Below are 21576 nucleotides of genomic sequence, written 5' to 3'. Positions count from 1 at the left end.
CGCCAAGAATATAAGGAACTGAATTTTGGGGAGGAACATGATGACTCTTAATATCCTTGTTGGTTTTGTTGTACCTTGGGTGTTGTTCATATATCTGTTTATCAAGCACTGGAGATTATTATTTCCTTTCTTCCCAGTTGCAGTTGCTCTGGCTTCTGTGGTTAATAACATTGGATTCAATTACTTTTGGCTGCTCTCGCCTGTTTTTAAAAATATAGCTTTTTCTGCAATTCCGTTTGATCTAGGTCTGTTCCCCATCATTGCTTCATATATGCTGTATCTGGTCTATGAAAAAAAAATTAAACCTGTACCTCTAATCTTCATAAGTGCCCTTATGCTGACGTGCCTGGAATGGCTGTTGAAGCAGCAAGGAAGAGTAACGTACTTTAATAACTGGAATGTTTTTTGGACGTTCTTTTCTTATTTGATTCCCATCATAGCCATGTATGTGTACTCCGTGTTATTCTTCAAAATGTATAGAAAGACAAACTAGTCCCCACTGCCATTTTTCCGATCCAGTGCATCAGCTATTTTTTCAAGTTTGATGTAGATTGCACGCAAATAAGCTGCAATATAGATCGAACCCAAAATCAAGATTAAAGCTAACATATATTTCCTCCTCAGTGACTTGATCGACAATCCAATGTTCAACTTAATTATACATAAAAAGGAAGTGCATAACAGTGAGCATATGAGCTTCTCCATTTTTATTGATAAAAATAATAAAACCGATATTCCCTGCTTTAGGGAGTACCGGCTAGTGTTTTCCACAAAACTAATTCTGTTTATAAAGATTTCATATACCATATGTCGCATGCAAAATGTTCCGATTCATTTAGTGGTTTGTCTAATGAAATAAATCCGTTTTTTGCATAGAACTTGTTGGCTGCAACCATATTGCTGAGGGTTTCAAGATAACATTGTTCATAATGCTTTTTCGCAAATTCAAGGACAACGTGAAGTAATTCGCTTGAAATACCTGTGCCTCTTGTCTCTTTTAATGCATACATCTTTTGCAATTCGCAAATTTGCGGAAAGCCCTCAATCGGTCCAATGCCACAACCCGCTACTATTTTTGCGTTTTCCTCAACCACCCAGTATTTAGAGCCCTCATTTTGGTATAGATTATAGAAATCACCTAAATTGGGGTCAGTCCAAGCTGTCCCTGGTTTATTTGCTCCAAATTCGATCAAACAGGTTCGAATAAGCGATTCGACCTGTTTATTATCTCTCTCTTCTATTTCTCTTATGAACATATAGTAAGCCTCCGCATTCCCCTTGAATCCCATAAATTGTTCTTTTTATTATTTCTCATTACTGTCTAAATACTTACCTGTAATCGACTTTTCCTCATGGACAATCTGCGAAGGTAATCCCTCGAAAACCACCTGTCCACCCTTGCTGCCTCCGTCTGGTCCCATATCAATAATCCAATCCGCTTGGCTAATCACGTCGAGATTATGCTCGATGACAATCACAGTGTTGCCGGCATCCACCAGGCGGTTCATGATCTCCAGCAAATGACCGATATCCGACATATGAAGACCGGTTGTCGGCTCGTCCATTACGTAGATACTGCCCTTCTTGTGCAGTTCACTTGCCAACTTGATTCGTTGGCATTCCCCACCGGAGAGCGTGCTAAGCGGCTGTCCAAGCGTAATGTAATTCAGTCCGACATCACTCATGGCTTGAAGTTTGCGCATAACTTCTTTGAGTTGGAAAAACTCCAACGCTTGCTCCACGGTCATCTCCAGTACTTCAGCAATTGACTTGCCGTTCAGCTTATACTCGAGTACCTCATCTTTGAACCGTCTGCCTTCGCATACATCACACGGCAGCTTCACGCTGTCCAGGAAGGAAAGGTCTGTATATATGACCCCAAGCCCCTGACAATGCTCGCATGCTCCCTTGGAATTGAAGCTGAACAGGCCTTGGTTCACCTTGTTTTCCTTGGCGAACGCTTTGCGAACATCATCCATGATGCCAGTGTAAGTTGCAGGATTCGAGCGTGTTGATACACCTACCGCGGATTGGTCGATCACGATTGCATCCGAATGCTGGCTGAGAAATACTTCGTTGATTAGCGTACTTTTGCCTGAACCGGCGACACCTGTAACGACAGTAAGCACACCCGTTGGAATGTCTACACTTACATTCTGCAGGTTATGCAAGGTGGCATCCTTAATGGGCAGCTTGCCAGATGACTGCCTGCAATTGTGCTTCAATTGCAGAGGCCGTTTCATGTAGGAGCCAGTCAGGGTACCTGATTCCAGCAGACCATGGAAACTTCCTTCATATACTATTGTGCCGCCACGGCTGCCAGCATGAGGTCCAACGTCTACGATATGGTCCGCAACCTTGATCACATCCGGATCGTGCTCAACGACAATCACGGTGTTGCCCTTATCACGCAGCTTCTGAAGTATTTCATTTAATCGGTGTACGTCACGAGGGTGCAAGCCAACGCTAGGTTCATCAAAGATGTAAGTGACATCCACAAGGCTGCCACTGAGGTGTTTCACCATCTTGACCCGCTGCGACTCGCCGCCGGATAATGTATCTGTCTCACGGTCCAATGTCAGGTAGTCCAGTCCGATATCCACCAGATGCTGCAGCCGTTCCGTCAATGACTTGATAACTGGCGCTGCAACTGCGTCATCAATCTCACGAATGACTCCAATAAGCTGACCCACCTCCATGGCAGACATCTCCGCAATATTGAGTCCATTAATTCTGCAGCTGAGCGCTGCCTGACTAAGTCTTGCACCCTGACAACTGGAACAGGGACCCTCTGAGATAAACGGCATAACCGCTTTTTGTGTTCGTTCAGATTTCGTCTTAACATCCTGCTTGATGTATTTGTTGGTAAACTTCTCAATGACACCTTCTACCGTAATATTAGTTGCCTTACCTGCGAAATCCACCTTCACTTTTCTAGCCTTGCCATACAAAAGCAGTTCCAACTCGTCGTCGGAATATTCGTTCAGCTTCTTGTTCGGATCGAAGTCCCCGGACTGCAGGACCATGTTCCAATCCCAGCCATTCACGCCATAGTCCGGGAGCAAGATAGCCCCATCGTTTAGAGATTTGGTCATGTCCACAGCCTTGCTCATATCAACGCCGAGCCTTCGTCCGATTCCGTTACACTCGGGACACATGCCTTGTGGATCATTAAACGAGAACATGTTAACTGGTCCAACATAAGGCTTACCGACTCTAGAAAAGAGCAGCCGCAGAATGGGTGAAATATCAGTAATCGTACCCATTGTGGAATGAGAACCACCGCCTAATCGTTTCTGGTCCACAATCACTGCCATGCTCAGATTTTCGATCGCATCCGTATCCGGTTGTGGTACTCGGGGCAGGAACATACGTACGAACATGCTGAAGTTCTCATTCAGCAAACGCGTGGATTCTGCAGCGATTGTATCAAAAACGATTGATGATTTGCCGGATCCGGATACCCCGGTGAAAATTGTGATTTTCCGTTTGGGGATGCGCAAGGATACATTCTTAAGATTGTTTTCCCTCGCACCAGATAGTACGATGTACTCCTGATTCGTTTCGCTCATGCTTGGAAACCCTCCGATTTTTTAATTAGTCATTCAGAAAAACACTCGAGTTCACCGCTATTGGCGAATTCGGTTCAGTTGGGCTCATTTTCCTCTTCTAACAGTTGGCTTAAGCGCATCATATCGTTACTCCAGAATTTACTATAAAAAGCGACCCAATCTTGAATTTCTCGGAGCGGAGCTGCATTTAACTTGAATCTCGTTTCTCTTCCGACCTTACGGTCATGCACCAAATCTGCTTCTTTAAGGACGGTTAGATGCTTGGATACCGCCGTCCGACCCATTTCAAACTGTGCTGTTAATTCGTATAGCGGTACTTCTTCCGCCTCTGCTTCTGCTAATAACTCAATCAGTCGTCGTCTGGTTGGATCTGCAATCGCGTCAAATACATCGCGCGATTGGATGTTCTCACTCACAACACTCTCTCCTAAATATCATTTCCATGAATATGCAGTGTACACATTCATTTTCACGTTGAGTTCTCACCGGATGCTTTCTTTTCCGAAAATTAGACACCTTTTAGTGACGTATTGATTGTAAGATACCGTTTGGAGTCATGTCAACGAATCCTGAACCATTTGATACGAAAAACTAAAGTTACAGAAGACGGCATATTTTATCCTTTATTGGATCACCTTATCTGAGAAGGAGAGGTGTTCTACATTGACCGATTTAAGTTGCACTGCACAAGACGCTTCCTCATCGTCTGAAGGGAAGGGAAAGGGAGAGTTAAAATGGTGGCAGCTTTCCCTGCTTGGCATCGGATGTACGATTGGAACCGGATATTTTCTTGGTTCGGGTATCGGTATTAAACAGACTGGACCTTCCATGGTGCTGTCCTTTTTGATTGCGGCATTGGGCACCTATATTGTGTTTCATTTTCTGGCGAAAATGACTACGGCAGATCCTCAGGAAGGCTCGTTCTGTTATTATGCTGGCAAAGCATTTGGACGCTGGGCGCGCTTTGGATGCGGCTGGAATTACTGGAGTACCAAAATTTTGATCATGGGAAGCCAATTAACTGCCTTGTCCATTCTCTCCCGATTCTGGTTTCCGAATGTTCCCCTCTGGGTTTTTGCAGCAGGATATGCGGTATTGTCCATTTTTGTTGTATTACTCGGCACACAGTGGTTTGACAAAATCGAGAATGTTCTAGCCGTTGTCAAAACGGCAGCTATCGTTATGTTTATTCTGCTGGCTGCAGCTGCAATCTTTGGCTGGATTCATGGGGGCAGCAATGAAAGACCGGGCTTTCCTGGTTCAGCTGCTGAAGTATTCCCTGGAAAATTCCCAGCCTTCTGGTCCTCGCTCCTCTATGCGTTTTACGCCTATGGCGGCGTGGAGACCATCGGTCTCATGTCCATTCAGTTACAGGATAAAAAGGATGCCCCCAAAGCGGGAAAAGTCATGCTGACCGGACTTTCAATCCTGTACATGTTATCGATCGGACTGGCCGTATTCATGGTGCAATATACGAAGATGAATGAAAAGGAAAGTCCGTTTGTAACCGCCTTATCTTCGTATCATTTGGCCTTTTTTCCACATGTATTCAACGGGGCCATCATCCTGGCTGGTTTTTCTGCCATGAGTGCCTCATTGTTTGCTGTCGTTAACTTATTGGTTACCATGTCCAAAGACGGGGACGCTCCCAAGTTATTCAAGGTCAAGTTGAACTTCAAACAGCTCCCCCTGCCTTCCCTTGCGCTAGCCGCCGTGGGATTGTGTGCATCCATCGTAACCGCCCTATTACTGCCAGGAAAAATCTACGAGTACATCACCACCGCAGCTGGTATTCTGCAGATGTATAACTGGTCCTTTATCATTATTGCAGCGTTTAAGATCCTCCGGATCCGCATGCGAGATGTGATCCTTGGTATAACAGGTTTGGTTCTGTTATTGGGTGCCGTTAGTGGGACACTAGTGAAGCCGGACATCCGGGTTGGATTTTTCGTAAGTCTAATCATGATTGTTGTTATTGGTCTGGTAACCTGGATCATGACGAGATGGTGGAAAAAACATAAGGTCTCCACGTAATCAACCAAAAAAAAAAGGATATCCTCATTGGATATCCTTTTCTCGGTTTTGTTCTATAGCAAAGGTATATTTCCCTCCTGGCACTCCTGCCAGGTTCTCTGATTCCACACCGAAGCCTGCACTTCGCCAATATGCGCCTTTCTTAACAAAAACATGCAAAGCCGGGATTGACCTATGCCGCCTCCGATGGTAAATGGCAATTCCCCATTCAAGACAGACTGATGAAAATCAAGTGCAGCCCGTTCTTTCGTTTGGCTCAGAGCAAGCTGCTTTTCGAGAGAAACGGCATCCACGCGGATCCCCATGGATGAAACCTCCAACGCCTGCTCCAGTACGGGATACCATAACAATATATCTCCGTTTAGAGTCCAATCATCGTAGTCAGGGGATCGACCATCATGAACACTTCCGGATTCCATTACTCCACCTACCTGCATAATGAAGACGGCACCGTATTGGCGCGTAATCTCATTTTCTCTTTGTTTTGGAGTGAGATCAGGGTATTGGTATTCTAATTCTTGTGTAGTGATGAAGAATATTTGAGCTGGAAGAACAGGTTCAAGACATGAATATTGTTTGCACAATTCCTGTTCCGTGGCCTGTATCGAACGATAGATCTTATGAACTTCTTCCTTTAAAGTGGTCAGGTTACGTTGTTCTTCAGCGATCACTTTTTCCCAATCCCACTGATCCACATAAATGGAATGCAGATTATCCATCCACTCATCGCGTCTAATCGCATTCATAACCGTATATAATCCTTCTCCCACTTGGAACCCATATGTTTTCAGAGCGATACGTTTCCACTTGGCTAGCGATTGAACGACTTCAACCTGCCCCTCTTCCATATCCAGTGCATCGAAAGAGACCATTCGCTCCACACCATTCAAGTTATCATTGATTCCTGTACCTTCCTGCAAAAGAACCGGTGAGGGTATCTGCATGAGGTTTAAGTGCTGCTCCAATTTCTCCTGAAATGTTTTTCTTGAAAAATGTATCGCCTCGGCAGTTTCCCTGAGATTCAGCATCGGTTTATACTCGCTTGGTACAACAATCGTTCGCAGCATTTAGGTACATCATCCCTTCAGTTTGATTTTCATGCAGTGTTCTGCATAACTGATGAGAGCAGTCTATGTGCCTAATGGGCATGTGTCGCGTTGTCCCAGTACAGAATCGATGCATTTGGGTGTATGCCCAGCATCTACGAAAATATGGCTCGCAGCCCCTGCAGAGCAAAGTATACCCCGAATCCAACGAGAGACAACCCGGATACAACGGAAATTATGGCGAGACTCTTTTGATTGAGATAACGCCTCATACCTGTGGTCAAACCCGCCACCAGCACATCCCAGAGCGTCAGTCCGATAAAGATCATGCTGCTGTAGATCAGCAAATGACTCGTCCCAAAAGAGACTGCCGTTTTGGCCAGAATGGAGCCGTAAATCCCCAGCCAGAAAATGATGGACATCGGACTCGTAATGGACATGAAAAAGCCAAGCATAAAGCAGTGGATGAGGGAATCCTTACGGTTTTTGGACGAATGCAGCTTTAGTTTGTTAATCTGCAAGATACTTTCGATTCCGGTATAGGTCAGTGTGAACCCGCCAACAAGCCAGAGGAGAATTTGAACCATGGGGATATTGAGGAATTGAACCAAACCCAAATAAATCAAGAGCATAAATGCGGCATCCGCAATCATTGAACCTGCACCGACCATCCAGGCATGCCAAAATCCATTTTTGATACCCTTGTCCAATCGTGCTGAATTCACGGGCCCAATGGGAGCAGCAAGCGTCAAACCAAGGAAAATATAACTGATCAGAAGTTGAACACTCAACTCTTCTTCACTCCTACTCGCTTGTCCGGTTTATTTCCACATCATATGATCCTTACTCTTCTAAAATGACAAAATGATAAAGATCTTCCTTTAACTTATATGGACACAAGATACAAACAAAAGGCCATTTCACAAGACAGATGAACATGTCCGGAAATAGCCTTTGATTATTTTAGCAGTCTATGAATTTGCTTATTTAAAATGTTAAAAGATACGAAGTCGCAATCTCTACGCAATAGGTGTCCCTGCAGGTAGTTCAATATCCGGTTGTAACAGAACGACGTCTCCCTTTTCGGGTACTCCACCTAAAACGAGCACCTCAGACTTGAATCCTGCGATCCGGCGTGGAGGAAAGTTCACTACCCCGATGACTTGTTTCCCTACGATATCCTCAGCCGTATATCTTTTGGTAATTTGCGCGCTCGATTTTTTGATTCCAACCTCTTCTCCAAAATCAATCTCAAGCTTGATTGCAGGCACCTTTGCTTCCGCAAAGAACTCAGCGTGAATAATCGTTCCAATTCGGATGTCCAGCTTTAAAAAATCATCAATGGTTGCCATGTATACTTCTCCTCATCATTTGTCTTTTATTAAAATTACGAATTAATCGACTTTATATTTAGCCACTGAACCGTCAAAGGACTGCATCCAAAAATACATCCCCATACCCAGTAGTGTTAACGATCCACCTATACATTGAAATGTTGAGATGCTCTCTCCCAAAAATAGATAGGCAAGAATTATTGCTAAAACCGGCTCTCCAATTATTCCTACCGAAACAGTCGTTGCACCTATAGATGTTAACAACAGATTAAAAATATACTGTCCAAAAATAGTCGGAATTACTGCAAGCAATAAGAAATACGTCCAATCCGAAGAATCATAGTTTACCAAAGTGATATCATGGAACAAACAGTAGCCCAGCATGACGCTTCCACCTAGAAAAAAAACAATAACGCTGTATAGATTGGTGTCTATTTTGCGACTTACTTTTTGTCCTGCCAGCATATATGCTGAAACCAAGATTGTTCCCATTAAAGATAATCCATCACCTATTAATGCCCTCCGAGAAACCCCAATGTCTCCCCAAGCTATAATCAGTGAACCTAGAAGAGCACCAATCAAACAAACCATTGTCAATGTGGTGATGCGTTCTCTAAACAAAAAATATGAACCCACCATTACGAACAAAGGCTGTAAAGATAGGATGACCATTGAGCTCGCAACCGAGGTATATACCAACGATTCCATCCAAAACAAGAAATGTAATCCGAGAAACAGACCTGCTAACAAAACGGTACCCCAATCTTTTTTGTTCATTCCTGTTGTATGGAGGGTTTTCCAAGGTACAAATGGAAGCATAATTATTACGGAAATATACAATCTGTACATCCCAGCCACAGACGTTGGAGTATCTGAGGATTTTATCATAATGGACGAGATTGAAACAGACAATATGCTGATTAACAGTAGTACATAGGGATGAAACGGTAATGACGATTGATTTAATTTCACATGTACGCCTCCAAGATGTTTTATCCAATCGTCTGTGCACAGGATTGTAGTGATAAAGCGAATAACTGATATAATAATATCACCATTAAAGTTTTAATTGTGTAATTATATCTTTATATAATATAGAAATATCGCCATTAGAGAGGAAATCACTATGGGAAAACCATTGCATGAGACCATTGTATATCCGGATGTTTCATTTCCATACATCATGTACACGCATACGATCCATGAAAGTATTCCTGCAGGTAGAGGCTTTAACGATCTGCATTGGCATGAAGAATTACAGATCACGTTAGTCACGCAAGGAAAACTAGTGATACAAGTCAATGGGATCAATCATGAATTAGAAACAGGCCAAGCTATTCTGAATAATAAGGGCATCCTGCATGTTACTACGAAACTGACACATCATGGTCAATATGTGAGTTTTAATTTTCCCGAGAAGCTGTTGGCTTTCTACGCAGATAGTGCCATGGAACAAAATTATGTACTCCCTTATACAAACTCTTCCTTAGTATCACTCGAAATCAAGGGAGAAGCAGAATGGGAACGTCACATACTTGAAATGCTTTGGGATATGAAATCAAGATTCGATATGACAAAGAAATGGGGATGGGAGTACGAAGTTTCTATAAAAACCGTACAACTGTGGTTAATTTTAATCTCTAATATTTCTCTTTCTTCTGAGGATGTACCTCAATCCATGAAGCTGCAACAGGAAAGACTTCAGCTCATGCTTAGTTTCATCCACCAGTACTACTCTAATCCGATTACATTGCTGGAGATAGCTGATGCAGCACATCTCAGTGTTTCGGAATGCAGCCGAAGTTTCAAAAAAACCATTCATATGACACCTTACGACTACTTAATTAAGTACCGTATCAAGAAAAGCGCTGAGTTATTACGTGCAACAGATTATTCCATAACCGAAATAGCCCACCGTGTGGGTTTTAATCATGTAAATCACTTTATTCAGTCTTTTAAAAAGCATCATCAACGAACGCCTAAAGAATACCGTCAATTTTGGAATGAGAATACGAAAAGTTAATTCCTTCGCAACATGATATTTAGAGAAAATAAGGAATAATAATAGAATTGGCAGTAAAATAAAGCTGAAATCAACTTCAAAAAAATGAGGCGAGTGAAATGATTGAAATAACTACTGAACTGGTACGTCAATTAATCCATAGCCAATTTCCCAAGTGGAAGGAATTGCCGATCGCACCCGTAGAAAAAAGCGGACATGATAACCGTACTTATCGACTGGGAAACGATATGACTATTCGCTTGCCGAGTCATGAACGTTACGCCTCTGCGGTGAAGAAAGAGATGACATGGCTTCCTGTTTTCAAGCCTTTACTATCCTTGCCAATCCCGGCCCCTGTTGCAGAAGGCAAACCTACGGAGGAATATCCCCTTCCCTGGTCCATCAACCGGTGGATTGAAGGTGAGACTGTCACATATGATAATATCGTTAATCTGAACACATTTGCTGAGGATCTTGCAAATTTTCTGAAAGAATTAGAAGCGATCGATGCAAGCAAAGGGATACCAGCAGGCATTCAAAACTTTCATCGCGGAGGAAACTTAGCGGTTTACGACTCGGAAACCCGATCTGTCATTGACGGTTTATCGGGCCAATATGATCAACAGCTGTTACTGGAAATATGGAATCTTGCCCTTGCCACAAGGTATGAATCGAAACCGCTATGGGTACATGGTGACATTGCAGTAGGCAATCTGCTCGTGCAAGACGGGCGCTTGTCCGGCGTGGTTGATTTTGGAACGATGGGCGTCGGGGATCCTTCAAGTGATTTGGTAATGGCATGGAATTTTTTTGATGATAAAAGTAGAGATATTTTCCTCGGTCGGATGAATGCTGACCCAGATATGATAAACCGTGCACGTGGCTGGGCTTTGTGGAAAGCGCTTATCACCTATGCCTGGAATGAACCGGATACAGAGTCATCGAACTGGGGAAAACGTGTTCTCGATGTTATAATTCGAGACTATAACTCACTCTAAATTCAGAACAGCACCTGAAGATACACATAAAAACCGGATTCCTATTAGCGGAATCCGGTTTTATATTAATTCATATATATTATGACCAACTATGCCAGTCTCATTTTGAAATCCTGATATCCGAATTCCCGAACGACTTCACAATCGCCGTCTTTTCTTTTTACAGCAATAGCTGGCAGCGGCATGCCATTAAACGTATTCGTTTTGACCATGGAATAGATCGCCATATCTTCAAAGACCAGACGGTCGCCCTCTTTCAAAGGCTGATCAAAAGAATAATCTCCAATAACATCACCAGACAGACATGTTTGCCCTCCAAGACGGTACAGATGCGGTTTCTCCCCTACTTCTCCTGAGCCTACCAGCGGCGGACGATACGGCATTTCCAGCACGTCTGGCATGTGGCAAGTAGCTGAGGTATCCAAAATGGCAATGTCCATGCCGTTTTTATGGAAATCCAGCACGGAGGTCACCAGATAACCTGCGTTCAGCGCAACAGCTTCTCCCGGTTCCAGGTATACTTCCAGTCCATATTTGTCCTGCATGCGTTTAATGCATGCTTCCAGTCTTGGAATATCATAATCTTCACGCGTAATGTGGTGACCACCGCCGAAGTTGATCCATTCCATTTGAGGCAGCCATTGTCCGAACTTCTCTTCTACCGCGTTCAGTGTTGTTTCCAGATCGTCTGAATTTTGCTGGCACAACGTATGGAAATGCAGTCCGGAGACACCTTCCAGCAGCTCTGCACGGAAATCCTCTTGTTTCGCACCGAAACGCGAACCCGGAGAGCACGGATCGTAGATCTCGTGTCCCTCCTGGGTTGAACATTCAGGGTTAATGCGCAGACCTACTTTTCGGCCAGCCTGGAGCGCCTTATCCTTGAATTTTGCCAGTTGGGAAAATGAATTAAAAATAATGTGATCACAGATCGAAATGATTTCATCGATCTCGTCTTCGCGGTAGGCTGGTGCAAAGACATGATTCTCTTTGCCCATTTCCTCATGGCCCAGGCGGGCTTCATACAGCCCGCTTGCCGTTGCACCGCTCAGATACTGTCCGATAAGCGGGTACATCGCTGTCATGGAAAATGCTTTTTGGGCCAAAACAATTTTGGCACCTGTCCGCTGCATGACACCGTTTAGGATTTTCACATTTCTCTCGATAAGCCCTTCGTCAACAACAAAGCATGGTGTCGGTAATTGCTCAAACCGCATCTTAACGAACGAGCTCCGTTTCTTTGACTTCCTCCGGGAGTTCGTCAACGAGCACCGGATTGAAGTCCTCAACCCATGGAAGACCCCATTTGTTCAACTCTTCCATGAATGGATCCGGATTGAACTCTTCAACATTGTATACGCCCGGTTTGTTCCATTTGCCAGTCATCACCATTGCTGCACCGATCATTGCTGGCACGCCTGTAGTATATGAAATGGCTTGGGAACCAACCTCTTTGAAGCACTCTTGGTGATCACAGATGTTGTAAACGTAGTATGTTTTGTCTTTGCCGTCTTTTTTCCCTTTGAAAATGCAACCGATGTTCGTTTTACCGACAGTACGTGGTCCAAGGGACGCCGGATCAGGTAATACAGCCTTCAAGAATTGCAGCGGGATGATTTGTTTCCCTTCGTACTCGATCGGTTCGATCGAAGTCATGCCCACATTTTCAAGAGCTTTCAGGTGAGTAAGGTAGCTTTGGCCAAATGTCATGAAGAAACGGATACGTTTCAGACCAGGAATGTTTTTCGCCAGAGACTCCAACTCTTCGTGGTACAACAGATACATGTCTTTTTCGCCAACTTCCTTGAAGTCGTAGACACGTTTGATTTCCATTGGTTTTGTTTCGATCCATTCACCATTTTCCCAGTATCTTCCGTTAGCCGAAACTTCGCGAATGTTGATCTCCGGGTTGAAGTTGGTTGCAAACGGATAACCGTGGTCGCCGCCGTTGCAGTCCAGGATATCGATGTACTCGATTTCGTCGAAATAGTGTTTCAGGGCATACGCAGAGAATACACCAGTTACACCTGGGTCAAAACCACTGCCGAGCAGTGCAGTAATTCCTGCTTTTTCAAAACGCTCTTTATAATCCCATTGCCAGCTGTATTCGAATTTTGCTGTATCTTCCGGCTCATAGTTTGCTGTATCCATGTAATTCGTTTTGGTTGCAAGGCACGCATCCATGATTGTCAGGTCTTGATATGGCAGAGCCAGATTCATTACGATATCCGGTTTCACTTCGTTGATCAGGGCAATCAGTTCGTCTACATTGTCCGCATCCACTTGTGCTGTCGTAATTTTCGTTTTGCCACCGTCCAGCTTGGCTTTGAGTTCATCACATTTGGATTTTGTACGACTCGCGATACAAATTTCCTCAAAAACTTCGCTATTTTGAACGCATTTGTGTACTGCCACAGAAGCCACGCCGCCGGCGCCGATGATTAGTGCTTTTCCCATTTTTCATTCTCCTATCCCAATATGTAGATTTTTTTGTTTTTTTTGATTAAAACGTCCGATTCAAGGTCTTCTCATTTTCCAACTTCCGTCTGTTCCTGATACAACAAAAAAAGCAAGGTGAAAAATGCCGCAATCGCGCATCATCACACTTGCTTGTCGATATACATCGTGAAAAAACGTAAAGTCTCCATGACCAAAAAAGTTCCCAAGAACTCCTCTAGCGGAAAGCTCCCTCATGTATATCAATATTAGATCAGAGTCTATATAGCAAATAATTCGCCTTTACCACTCTTATTGACCGTTTCACAAGTTGATGTGCAATTGCACTGGTTGTAAAGTAACCAACTTATAAAATTTGAGCTTTTAACTCAATCAATAAGGCAACATGTAGTTGCCAATCGGCGTTTGACCCGGCTGTCCGTATGGCCTTGACTCCCTTGAGGAAGTGGTCAAAATTATCTGCTGGAAAGTTCTCGTTCCAATTGATATATCGGCTTTCCAAAATCACAGGTTAAACAATATCAAACACTCCAAAAAAAATCAAGGCATAATTCAAAAAAGTTTTTTTCCTCATTGTGGACTGACCTCACCCTGGGTTGGAAGCTCCCTTTTTCGTTCAACTTTTCAAATCTGTTTTCGTATTTCGAATGGATTACTAAGCTGGTTAAATGCATGTTTGACGTTTGCACAATGTAACATTAACGTATGACCGGAAATCATCATCACTGAAGAAGCTCGTTCTTAATTGATATAAAACCATTTCTCAAAGAAATGCACGTTTTCTCTGCTCCTTCAAACACGTTAAGTTATCAATGGAATCATATTTATCAACAAGCATTTGTATAGTTACTAAAGATAACGTAAGTTTACACCATTAACCATTTATATTCTCCGACTATTATTTGTACTTATTTACTTGTCATTGGCTAGCTCATTCTTCTATTTCGATCTTGCCCGCTACAATTTGAGGTGGATCAGATTGTCCGACAACATAGAACCCTTCTTCATTTACTTTTGGTGAGACTTTCACTTTGTCCCCCACTTCCAGTTGTTCATAGAGCTCGGAATCTTCCACAATGTAGGAGATGACTTTAATTTTCTTTTCTCTGAGAGCAGCAAGATTACTCCCAGCTTCTTCTGGAGGTATATTTTCCGCTACCAGGATTCGTTCTTCTTCCTTCAATATAATATAATCCCCTGTTTCGTTTGCTGAGAAGAAATAGCATCCACTAAGAGAACATAGGAAAGTTAATACAATCGCACCTATGACTGGTTTTCTCAATCATACTCCTCCTCACAATACAGCTATCTTCTATAGAAGACGCTAAAAGTGGAACATTAGTTGCTTTTTCACCAAACAGTAACTAACTAAAAAAGCCGCAAATATGCGGCTTCGATGCATTCGCTTAAAAATGCTCAAGTACAACTTTACCTACCGACCGGCCCGTCTCCAAAAGACTTCTATTTTTCTAAAATCTGCATGGTCATCTTGGTAATGCGATGGAGCTTTTCTTTTGACACCGATGTCCGTGCCATCACTCTTAGTCCTGTTAGAGCATTGTGCAAATACTCAGCTAATTCCTGAGCCTCATATCGATCTGTGAACTCCCCATTTTGTTGTCCCCACGTAACAATCTCCACAAGCAGATGCTCAACTTTTTCGAAGCCTCCAACTGCCTTGGCATCGACGTCTTCATCCCGACAAGCCATTTCTACAGCAGAATTGACGAACATGCATCCAGGTGGAGCATCCTCTTCACCGTTACTCATATAATCAAAAATGAACTGAAGTGCTTCCTTCGCTGTCTTCGCTTGCTTGACGCCCGCCCCTAATTTAGCATCAGTTCGGTTCTCGAAGCGCTCCATTGTTTTAAAGAATAAGGTTCGTTTATCTGTAAACGTATCGTAGATACTTCTGCGATGGATGCCCATGTGCTCGACAAGATCACTCATCGACGTTTTCTCATATCCCTGTTCCCAGAAAAGCTTCATGGCTTTTTCCAGCACTTCGTTTTCTTCAAATTCCTTGCTTCTGGCCATTTGAATTCCCTCCAATCATCAACCATTACAAGTATACCATTTTGAGAATGATCGATAAAGAATATCAATGGAGTCTTAATTCTGGCTTGGTAAACAGGTTCCAAAGATTTTTTTGGAATCCCCCACTATTTACCAACCCTGCACTCAATAAAGAACGATCGCTCTATAAAAGCTGGATTGTTTGTGTCCATAGGTATGAGTTTAATATTGTATGAGCAGAACGGATTTATTCGAGTTCTTAACCGAAGTAACTGTACTGTAATAGTAAATTGTTAGGAGGAATCAAGATGGGACAATATGTACAGGTAGAAGACAAAGTAAAAATCTATGTTGAAGATATTGGTGAAGGCGTACCGGTCATCTTCCTTCACGGCTGGCCAGCCAACCATCTCATGTTCGAATATCAATATACATTGCTGGCTTCTCATGGTTACCGGTGTATTGGGATCGATATTCGTGGATTTGGCAAATCCGATGCGCCTTGGGAAAGTTATTCTTATGACCGGATGGCAGATGATCTCCGTACAATTATTGATGAACTTCACCTGGATCATGCAGCTCTAGTTGGTTTCTCCATGGGTGGAGCTATAGCATCACGCTATATGGCACGTCATCAGGGTCACGGTATAGAAAGACTGCTGCTGGCCGGAGCTGCCACGCCTGTATTTACCCGACGCCCAGGTATAGAGTACGGAATGGATCCGGATGAGGTAACCTCCCAGCTCATCAACGCTACTTACGACAACAGACCTGCAATGCTCAATAAACTCGGTCTGAAATTCACGAAAACAAAATCAAATCCGGGTATGCTGGTGTGGCTCGAATCTCTTTGTTATCAGGCATCTCACCATGGCACCATCAAAGCCGCAGCCTCATTAAGAGACGAAGATCTTCGAAATGATCTGGCTTCCATTAACATACCCACAGTTGTGTTCCATGGACAAAAAGATAAAATTGTCGTGCCTGAGCTAGGAGAATTAACGGCACAAAGCATCGCAAATGCTCGCTTGGTGAAGTTCGAGGATAGCGGTCATGCCATGCTCTTCGACGAGCCGGAAAAGTTCAACCAGGAGTTGTTAACCTTCCTGGATGGAATGAGTTCAGAGTATGAGCAGTTCAAAACGAACGAAGCGTCGCGCAGTCTGTAGTAGTAGGCTGTAATCTGATGAAGTAGCTAATTAAGATGGCCTCCTGTTTGTATCTGACAAACAAGGGGTCTTCTTTTTAGTTATAGTTACCTATTATTTTGAACCATTCACAAAAGATAGACAATGTAAAAAAAGAGCTTGAATTTTATTTCTTAGTTCTGTAGTTATTTGTAACAATGAGGGAGTGTAAACGTAACTGATTATGATGATAGATACAAAGTACGAGAAATGTTTTTCTATTGTGAATTTTTCATATAATGAAATGTTATAACATGGCTCAGATTTCAAAATCGAAGGATGGATTTCTTCTGCGTTACAAACCTTTGTCCATTAGTTTTGTTTGTAATAGTGAATGATAGAGTACTTAACAATTCCAGAATGAAAGTAAAAGAGTTATGGGATGTTTTAGTTGATTTTTTTAATATCGGAGGGTTCCTTAATGAAAAAACTATCTCGTGGCTTTTTATCTGTAGTTATTAGTGGAGTCTTACTGCTATCTGCATGTGAAAAATCGAGTGATACCTACGTTCCTGACAGTAGTGAAGAATCGATCAGTGATACAAGCCAGACACCTTCACCCAGCAATACACCAGTAAGCCAAATACCAACTTCAAGCACTTCCCCAACAGAATCGGAAATATTAATTAATCCAAAAGGTTTGGAACTCAAAGAGATTTCAGCGGCAAACTTTGAAAAAGGTATATTCATTGATTTTGACCGATATAAAAAAAGCTTTTTTAACGATGATATTATCTCAAAATTCAAAAGCAACATTGAAGCCGTTGTGGAGAATAACAAAGAAAAATTCGGAAAATATCTCTATGAAGGTTCTCGGAAAGAATCAATCTTTTTCAGTGAAGAAGACGTGCAGTATATGTTCTATGATCTGGATCTTCTGGAGAAAATAAAAATTGATGGACGTGAACAAATTCGAGTGGGCATTCAATATGCCAAAAAATATGCTGATGAGCGTATTGAGAACACAGCTATTACTTACTTCTTTACAAAAAACAAAGAAGGCAAATGGCGTATTGAAAATATCGATTAGAGTTTGATGTAAGAGCACTATAAATGTAAACAAAAAAGGGAGCAGTTGCTTTTGCAGCATGCTCCACTTTCCGAATTAATTTTTAATGTAGATAAGGAAGGAGTTGGTTATAATCCAAGAAATAATAACGACGGTAATAAGTTTACTTTTATTCGTATTATTAATGTGGAAGCATAGAAATGTATTGAAAAAGCTATCACCTAAACAGTTAATCGGGGTTACTATTACTTATGTATTTGCAATTTTAATTGCGTTTATTTGTATTTACATAGGCGGAAATTGGCTAGCAGACTTCATTCCAATCCAATTTAAAAGCGTTGGCATATTCATTCTGATCATATTAGTGACATTATCCCTATTACATTTCTGTTTAAGTAGGATTTTATCTAAAATAACAAATGGGATATTAGGTTCTTAATAGTACTCTAATTAAAGTTTTGAATCTTGATTATCGGGTCCAATCTGAAATAAAAAAGCAGCCGATCATAAACGAACCAGCTGCTTACATTTAAGCGGTGATTTCTTCGACATTGTTATCAGCACTTAGAGGTTTACAAGCGGTGACAAAAGCTGAAAATAGTCTATGGCTATGATCATCTACTTTATAACTGTACTCTGGATGCCATTGCACAGCCAACACAAATTTTTGGTTGGGCATAACCACAGATTCGACCAGACCATCTTCAGCAACTGCCGCTGCAGTTAACTTGTCTGATAACGTCTTGATCCCTTGGTGATGATAACTATTCACTTGGATCATATCTGTTTGTACAATATCATGCAGCAAATTATCTTGTTCAATATGTACCTGATGCACAAGATTGGTATATGGTGGGCTTTGTTTATGGTTAACTGGATCGCTCAAATGAACCTGTGTAGGGATGTCCTGATACAGAGACCCACCCAACATCACGTTAAATAGTTGTAGTCCGCGGCATATGCCAAAGGCTGGTTTATCGAGCTCTATTACTTTTTGAAAAAGGAGTGCCTCCATCCTATCGCGTTCAATACATAACTCCCCACAGGTATCCTCTACCCTTTCATGATAAAGCTCCGGATGGAGATCATGTCCGCCTGTGAACAGAAATCCATCAAACGCATTAGCCAGTGCTGCAATAATCTCGAGGTTTTGGGTCAAAGGGAGCATGACCGGAATTCCACCCGTCTCTTCAATGGCGTTCATATAATCTGGAAGCATCCAATAGCTTTCTTTGTTTGAATCATATAATGGCAGGACACCGATCATGGGCTTTTTCATTGGTTTACCTCCTCATTGGTTGAATGCATGAAGATCACATTTGTGGATTGAGAAATCTTTTCATTTATTTTATCAGAACTCCTCATATACAAGCTCACTAAATTGTTGCACTTTCTTACTATTAAAGTTCTACTCTCCGAGCACAATTAAATCTAGATTTGTTTAAAAATAAAAAGACCCAATGTATGCTGAAGTACCATACACTAGGTCTAATCCAAATCTTCAAATCTAAGCCGCGTTTGAAGTGGCTGCTTCTTCCGAATTCAATTGAATGGAACGCTGGCATATTCTCGTAATGGCAAAAGCCAGCAAAGCTAGCACCACAGCAACCGGAGGTACCCAGTTCACACCACCCAAATTGACGGCAATCCCCCCGACTCCTGAACCGACTGCAATCCCCACGTTAGCCGCCACAGGCAGCAGTGTAGACGCAAACGCTTTTGAATTCGGTGCGATCGCTGCAGATACGTCGAACAAATAGAGTTGGGATGCAGCGCTCATGGAAGATGACAGGCATCCGATCAGGAACAGGAACGCCAAGCCAAGCCACAGATTGGACAAGGCAAAACTCAGTCCCAAGAAGATAACGGCTTGAATCACAAAAAGCCACTTGAGCTTGGGCAAGAAATCGCCCTTGGCTATTTTGGCACCGATCCAGTTGCTCAGGATGCTGCAGGCTCCATAGATGAGGAGTACGCCGCTAACCCAACGTGCAGGCACACCCATGGACTCACTCAGAATCGGGGTGATATACGTGAACGTTACGAAGATGGAGCTGTTTCCCAATACCGGGATCAGACAGGCTAGCAAGATCCGCGGCTTCAAAAAGAGAGCCATCTGATCGCTGAACGAACCAGTAACGGTTGTCGTGCGGCGCGGAAGTATCCGGAACATGAACACAAACGGCACAACACCAATACATGCGGTGACGACGAATGTCATGGACCAGCTCAGATGCTGTCCGATGAACGTACCAAGCGGAACACCTAGCACATTCGCGATGGAGAAGCCGCCCAGAATCCACGCGATGGCTTCTCCCCTCCGCTCCCGATTCACTGCGTCGCTTGCGATCGAGATCGAAAGCGATATCGTAAGTCCACAAGCAACGGCTGATATGATCCGAATCGCCATCAGGGAAGTAAACGTTGTTGAAAACACAGTCAATACATTCAGAGCAAGCACAATGGCAAATCCAATTAAAATGGAGCTTCTTCTGGATATTTTCGCCAAGGAAGCCACAGCGAATGGTGTACCGACTGCGTAGGCAATGGCAAAACCAGAAACAAGAGCACCTGCGGCAGCGAGGGACACTTTCATGTAACTTTCAATTTCCTTCAATACACCTACGATCACATACTCGGTTGTTCCCAGTACAAAGCTAACCAGCGTAAGTGTTAAAATAAGTAAATTCTCTCTAGTTCTAGTCATAAATCAGTTCTCACTAATCCTTTCTAATATTGCAAGCGCTTCAATTTCTAAAACGTTTTCTAAACAGTGTAATTTCTGCATTCCCATCCCTTCAGTTTCGATATATAGTACATATTGGATAGTGAAATTGTACTGTCAGATATGCCAGGGCGACAATCAAGGTTGTTGTGGTTTTATTTCAAAACATTATGAATGTTGTCATTTCATCATAGAACCTCGAAGGGAAGACATAGATGAATACACGTCACGAACCCGGCCAATTGAATGAGGATCAAGATTGCATCATTATTTACGTGGGGAAGCTGGCCGATAACCCCCATTGGAGTTTTCCAACGCATAAACATGACGATCTCCATGAGATCATTTACGTAAATGAAGGTAAAGGATCCTTCACCATTGATGGTGTGAAGCATTGGGCTCAAAAGGGGGATCTGCTCATTTACAATAAAGGAACACTCCATGAGGAGAAATCGGACCCTGTGTTTCCGTTGTCCACCTTTTATTGCGGCTTTCGTTTTAAAGAAGGTATCCGTGATCATAACGATTGGGTCATTCCTCCAGGGAGCGAGCCGATCATTAGAGCAAACCGCTACTCAGACGAGCTTCATTCGTTAATGCAGTCCCTGTTCAGTGAGTTTTCTATTCGAGAGGATGGATACGAGTCCATCTCCCAATACGTCTTGAAAGCTGTACTGGTGATCATTGATCGAATGTCCCGTCATCAGCTCACTGCAGGAGAAATTGTTCGGAGCAACACCCTTGCCGAGAGCATTAAGGACTATTTGGATACCAACTACCGGCAAAACATCAAACTGAAGGAACTTGCAGATCAATTTCATATTGATTTTTATTACTTGATTCATATGTACAAAAATCGCTATGGTACTTCACCCTATCATTATTTGATCCAGCGAAGAATGGGTGAAGCGACCCGCTTGTTAGTCTCTACCAAGAAAAAAATATGGGAAATTGCTAAATTGGTCGGGTATGATAATCCCAATTACTTCACCATTCTGTTTACGAAAACGGTCGGAGAATCTCCGCGAAGTTTCCGGAAACGAAATCAAAAGGACATGTTCGGCGATGCTGCATCCAGTCAGTAAAAAATTAAATGTCCTTGTTAACCTCCTCGTTGCTCAACATATGATTCCGGACTAATCGTACAGCACAAAGGCGCTCCTTATTGGGAGCGCCTTTGTGTATTATCCTAA

The 21576-nt window shown here is 42.8% G+C and carries 20 protein-coding genes; 7 read left to right on the top strand and 13 right to left on the bottom strand.

Going from position 1 to position 21576, the window contains the following annotated elements:
* Positions 1-37: 37 nt before the first annotated feature.
* Complete coding sequence (locus tag HP552_RS06875; protein ID WP_175394830.1) at positions 38-493, top strand: CBO0543 family protein; 456 nt, start codon at positions 38-40, stop codon at positions 491-493.
* Positions 494-785: 292 nt separating this feature from the next.
* Here HP552_RS06875 and HP552_RS06870 read toward each other — a convergent pair whose 3' ends face one another.
* From HP552_RS06870 to HP552_RS06860, 3 genes are all read right to left on the bottom strand, one after another.
* Entirely contained in the window at positions 786-1256 is a 471-nt protein-coding gene (locus tag HP552_RS06870) for a GNAT family N-acetyltransferase (protein WP_175394829.1), read from the bottom strand.
* 48 nt (positions 1257-1304) lie between these two features.
* Entirely contained in the window at positions 1305-3572 is a 2268-nt protein-coding gene (locus HP552_RS06865; RefSeq protein WP_175394828.1) for an ATP-binding cassette domain-containing protein, read from the bottom strand.
* Between the two features lie 74 nt (positions 3573-3646).
* A complete protein-coding gene (locus HP552_RS06860) occupies positions 3647-3988 on the bottom strand; it encodes an ArsR/SmtB family transcription factor (protein WP_175394827.1) in 342 nt (113 codons plus the stop codon).
* 247 nt (positions 3989-4235) lie between these two features.
* On the opposite strand from HP552_RS06860, the gene HP552_RS06855 reads away from it, so the two are divergent.
* The gene (locus tag HP552_RS06855) at positions 4236-5606 is read left to right on the top strand and encodes an amino acid permease (protein ID WP_175394826.1); all 1371 of its coding nucleotides are present in this window, start codon (positions 4236-4238) and stop codon (positions 5604-5606) included.
* A gap of 53 nt (positions 5607-5659) precedes the next feature.
* Here HP552_RS06855 and asnA read toward each other — a convergent pair whose 3' ends face one another.
* The 4 genes from asnA to HP552_RS06835 all read right to left on the bottom strand — a co-directional run bounded on the left by asnA (position 5660) and on the right by HP552_RS06835 (position 8958).
* The gene (asnA, locus tag HP552_RS06850; protein ID WP_175394825.1) at positions 5660-6673 is read right to left on the bottom strand and encodes an aspartate--ammonia ligase; all 1014 of its coding nucleotides are present in this window, start codon (positions 6671-6673) and stop codon (positions 5660-5662) included.
* 134 nt (positions 6674-6807) lie between these two features.
* Positions 6808-7443 carry a LysE family transporter gene (locus tag HP552_RS06845; protein WP_175394824.1) on the bottom strand — a complete coding sequence of 212 codons (636 nt, stop codon included), beginning with the start codon at positions 7441-7443 and terminating at the stop codon, positions 6808-6810.
* A 228-nt stretch (positions 7444-7671) separates the two neighbouring features.
* A complete protein-coding gene (gene csaA, locus HP552_RS06840) occupies positions 7672-8004 on the bottom strand; it encodes a chaperone CsaA (protein WP_175394823.1) in 333 nt (110 codons plus the stop codon).
* Between the two features lie 42 nt (positions 8005-8046).
* Positions 8047-8958, bottom strand: coding sequence for a DMT family transporter (locus HP552_RS06835; RefSeq protein WP_175394822.1), 912 nt, complete (start codon positions 8956-8958; stop codon positions 8047-8049).
* 154 nt (positions 8959-9112) lie between these two features.
* On the opposite strand from HP552_RS06835, the gene HP552_RS06830 reads away from it, so the two are divergent.
* Both HP552_RS06830 and HP552_RS06825 read left to right on the top strand, forming a co-directional pair.
* Positions 9113-10009, top strand: a complete 897-nt coding sequence (locus HP552_RS06830) for an AraC family transcriptional regulator (protein WP_175394821.1) — start codon at positions 9113-9115, stop codon at positions 10007-10009.
* A gap of 98 nt (positions 10010-10107) precedes the next feature.
* Positions 10108-10986 carry an aminoglycoside phosphotransferase family protein gene (locus HP552_RS06825; protein ID WP_175394820.1) on the top strand — a complete coding sequence of 293 codons (879 nt, stop codon included), beginning with the start codon at positions 10108-10110 and terminating at the stop codon, positions 10984-10986.
* An 89-nt stretch (positions 10987-11075) separates the two neighbouring features.
* Here HP552_RS06825 and nspC read toward each other — a convergent pair whose 3' ends face one another.
* From nspC to HP552_RS06805, 4 genes are all read right to left on the bottom strand, one after another.
* Positions 11076-12203 (bottom strand): carboxynorspermidine decarboxylase, encoded by a 1128-nt coding sequence (gene nspC, locus HP552_RS06820; protein WP_175394819.1) that lies wholly within the window; start codon positions 12201-12203, stop codon positions 11076-11078.
* A 1-nt stretch (position 12204) separates the two neighbouring features.
* Positions 12205-13443 (bottom strand): saccharopine dehydrogenase family protein, encoded by a 1239-nt coding sequence (locus HP552_RS06815; protein ID WP_175394818.1) that lies wholly within the window; start codon positions 13441-13443, stop codon positions 12205-12207.
* A gap of 931 nt (positions 13444-14374) precedes the next feature.
* Positions 14375-14725, bottom strand: a complete 351-nt coding sequence (locus HP552_RS06810; RefSeq protein ID WP_175394817.1) for a DUF3221 domain-containing protein — start codon at positions 14723-14725, stop codon at positions 14375-14377.
* Between the two features lie 179 nt (positions 14726-14904).
* Positions 14905-15483: a TetR/AcrR family transcriptional regulator gene (locus HP552_RS06805; RefSeq protein WP_175394816.1), complete on the bottom strand. Its 579-nt coding sequence runs from the start codon at positions 15481-15483 to the stop codon at positions 14905-14907.
* 287 nt (positions 15484-15770) lie between these two features.
* On the opposite strand from HP552_RS06805, the gene HP552_RS06800 reads away from it, so the two are divergent.
* Together HP552_RS06800 and HP552_RS06795 are read left to right on the top strand one after the other, a co-directional pair.
* The gene (locus HP552_RS06800; protein ID WP_175394815.1) at positions 15771-16631 is read left to right on the top strand and encodes an alpha/beta fold hydrolase; all 861 of its coding nucleotides are present in this window, start codon (positions 15771-15773) and stop codon (positions 16629-16631) included.
* Between the two features lie 439 nt (positions 16632-17070).
* On the top strand, positions 17071-17679 hold the full coding sequence (locus HP552_RS06795; RefSeq protein WP_175394814.1) for a hypothetical protein: 609 nt from the start codon (positions 17071-17073) through the stop codon (positions 17677-17679).
* Positions 17680-18187: 508 nt separating this feature from the next.
* Here HP552_RS06795 and HP552_RS06790 read toward each other — a convergent pair.
* Both HP552_RS06790 and HP552_RS06785 read right to left on the bottom strand, forming a co-directional pair.
* On the bottom strand, positions 18188-18937 hold the full coding sequence (locus HP552_RS06790) for a gamma-glutamyl-gamma-aminobutyrate hydrolase family protein (protein WP_175394813.1): 750 nt from the start codon (positions 18935-18937) through the stop codon (positions 18188-18190).
* Between the two features lie 228 nt (positions 18938-19165).
* Entirely contained in the window at positions 19166-20365 is a 1200-nt protein-coding gene (locus tag HP552_RS06785; protein WP_175394812.1) for an MFS transporter, read from the bottom strand.
* Positions 20366-20598: 233 nt separating this feature from the next.
* On the opposite strand from HP552_RS06785, the gene HP552_RS06780 reads away from it, so the two are divergent.
* Positions 20599-21468 carry a helix-turn-helix domain-containing protein gene (locus HP552_RS06780; RefSeq protein WP_175394811.1) on the top strand — a complete coding sequence of 290 codons (870 nt, stop codon included), beginning with the start codon at positions 20599-20601 and terminating at the stop codon, positions 21466-21468.
* Positions 21469-21576 lie beyond the last annotated feature (108 nt).

It is taken from the genome of Paenibacillus xylanilyticus (genome assembly GCF_013359935.1).
GTDB classification, from domain to species: domain Bacteria; phylum Bacillota; class Bacilli; order Paenibacillales; family Paenibacillaceae; genus Paenibacillus; species Paenibacillus xylanilyticus.
The sequence above is the reverse complement of the archived record's forward strand: the minus strand, read 5'-3'. Positions and strand labels throughout refer to the sequence as shown.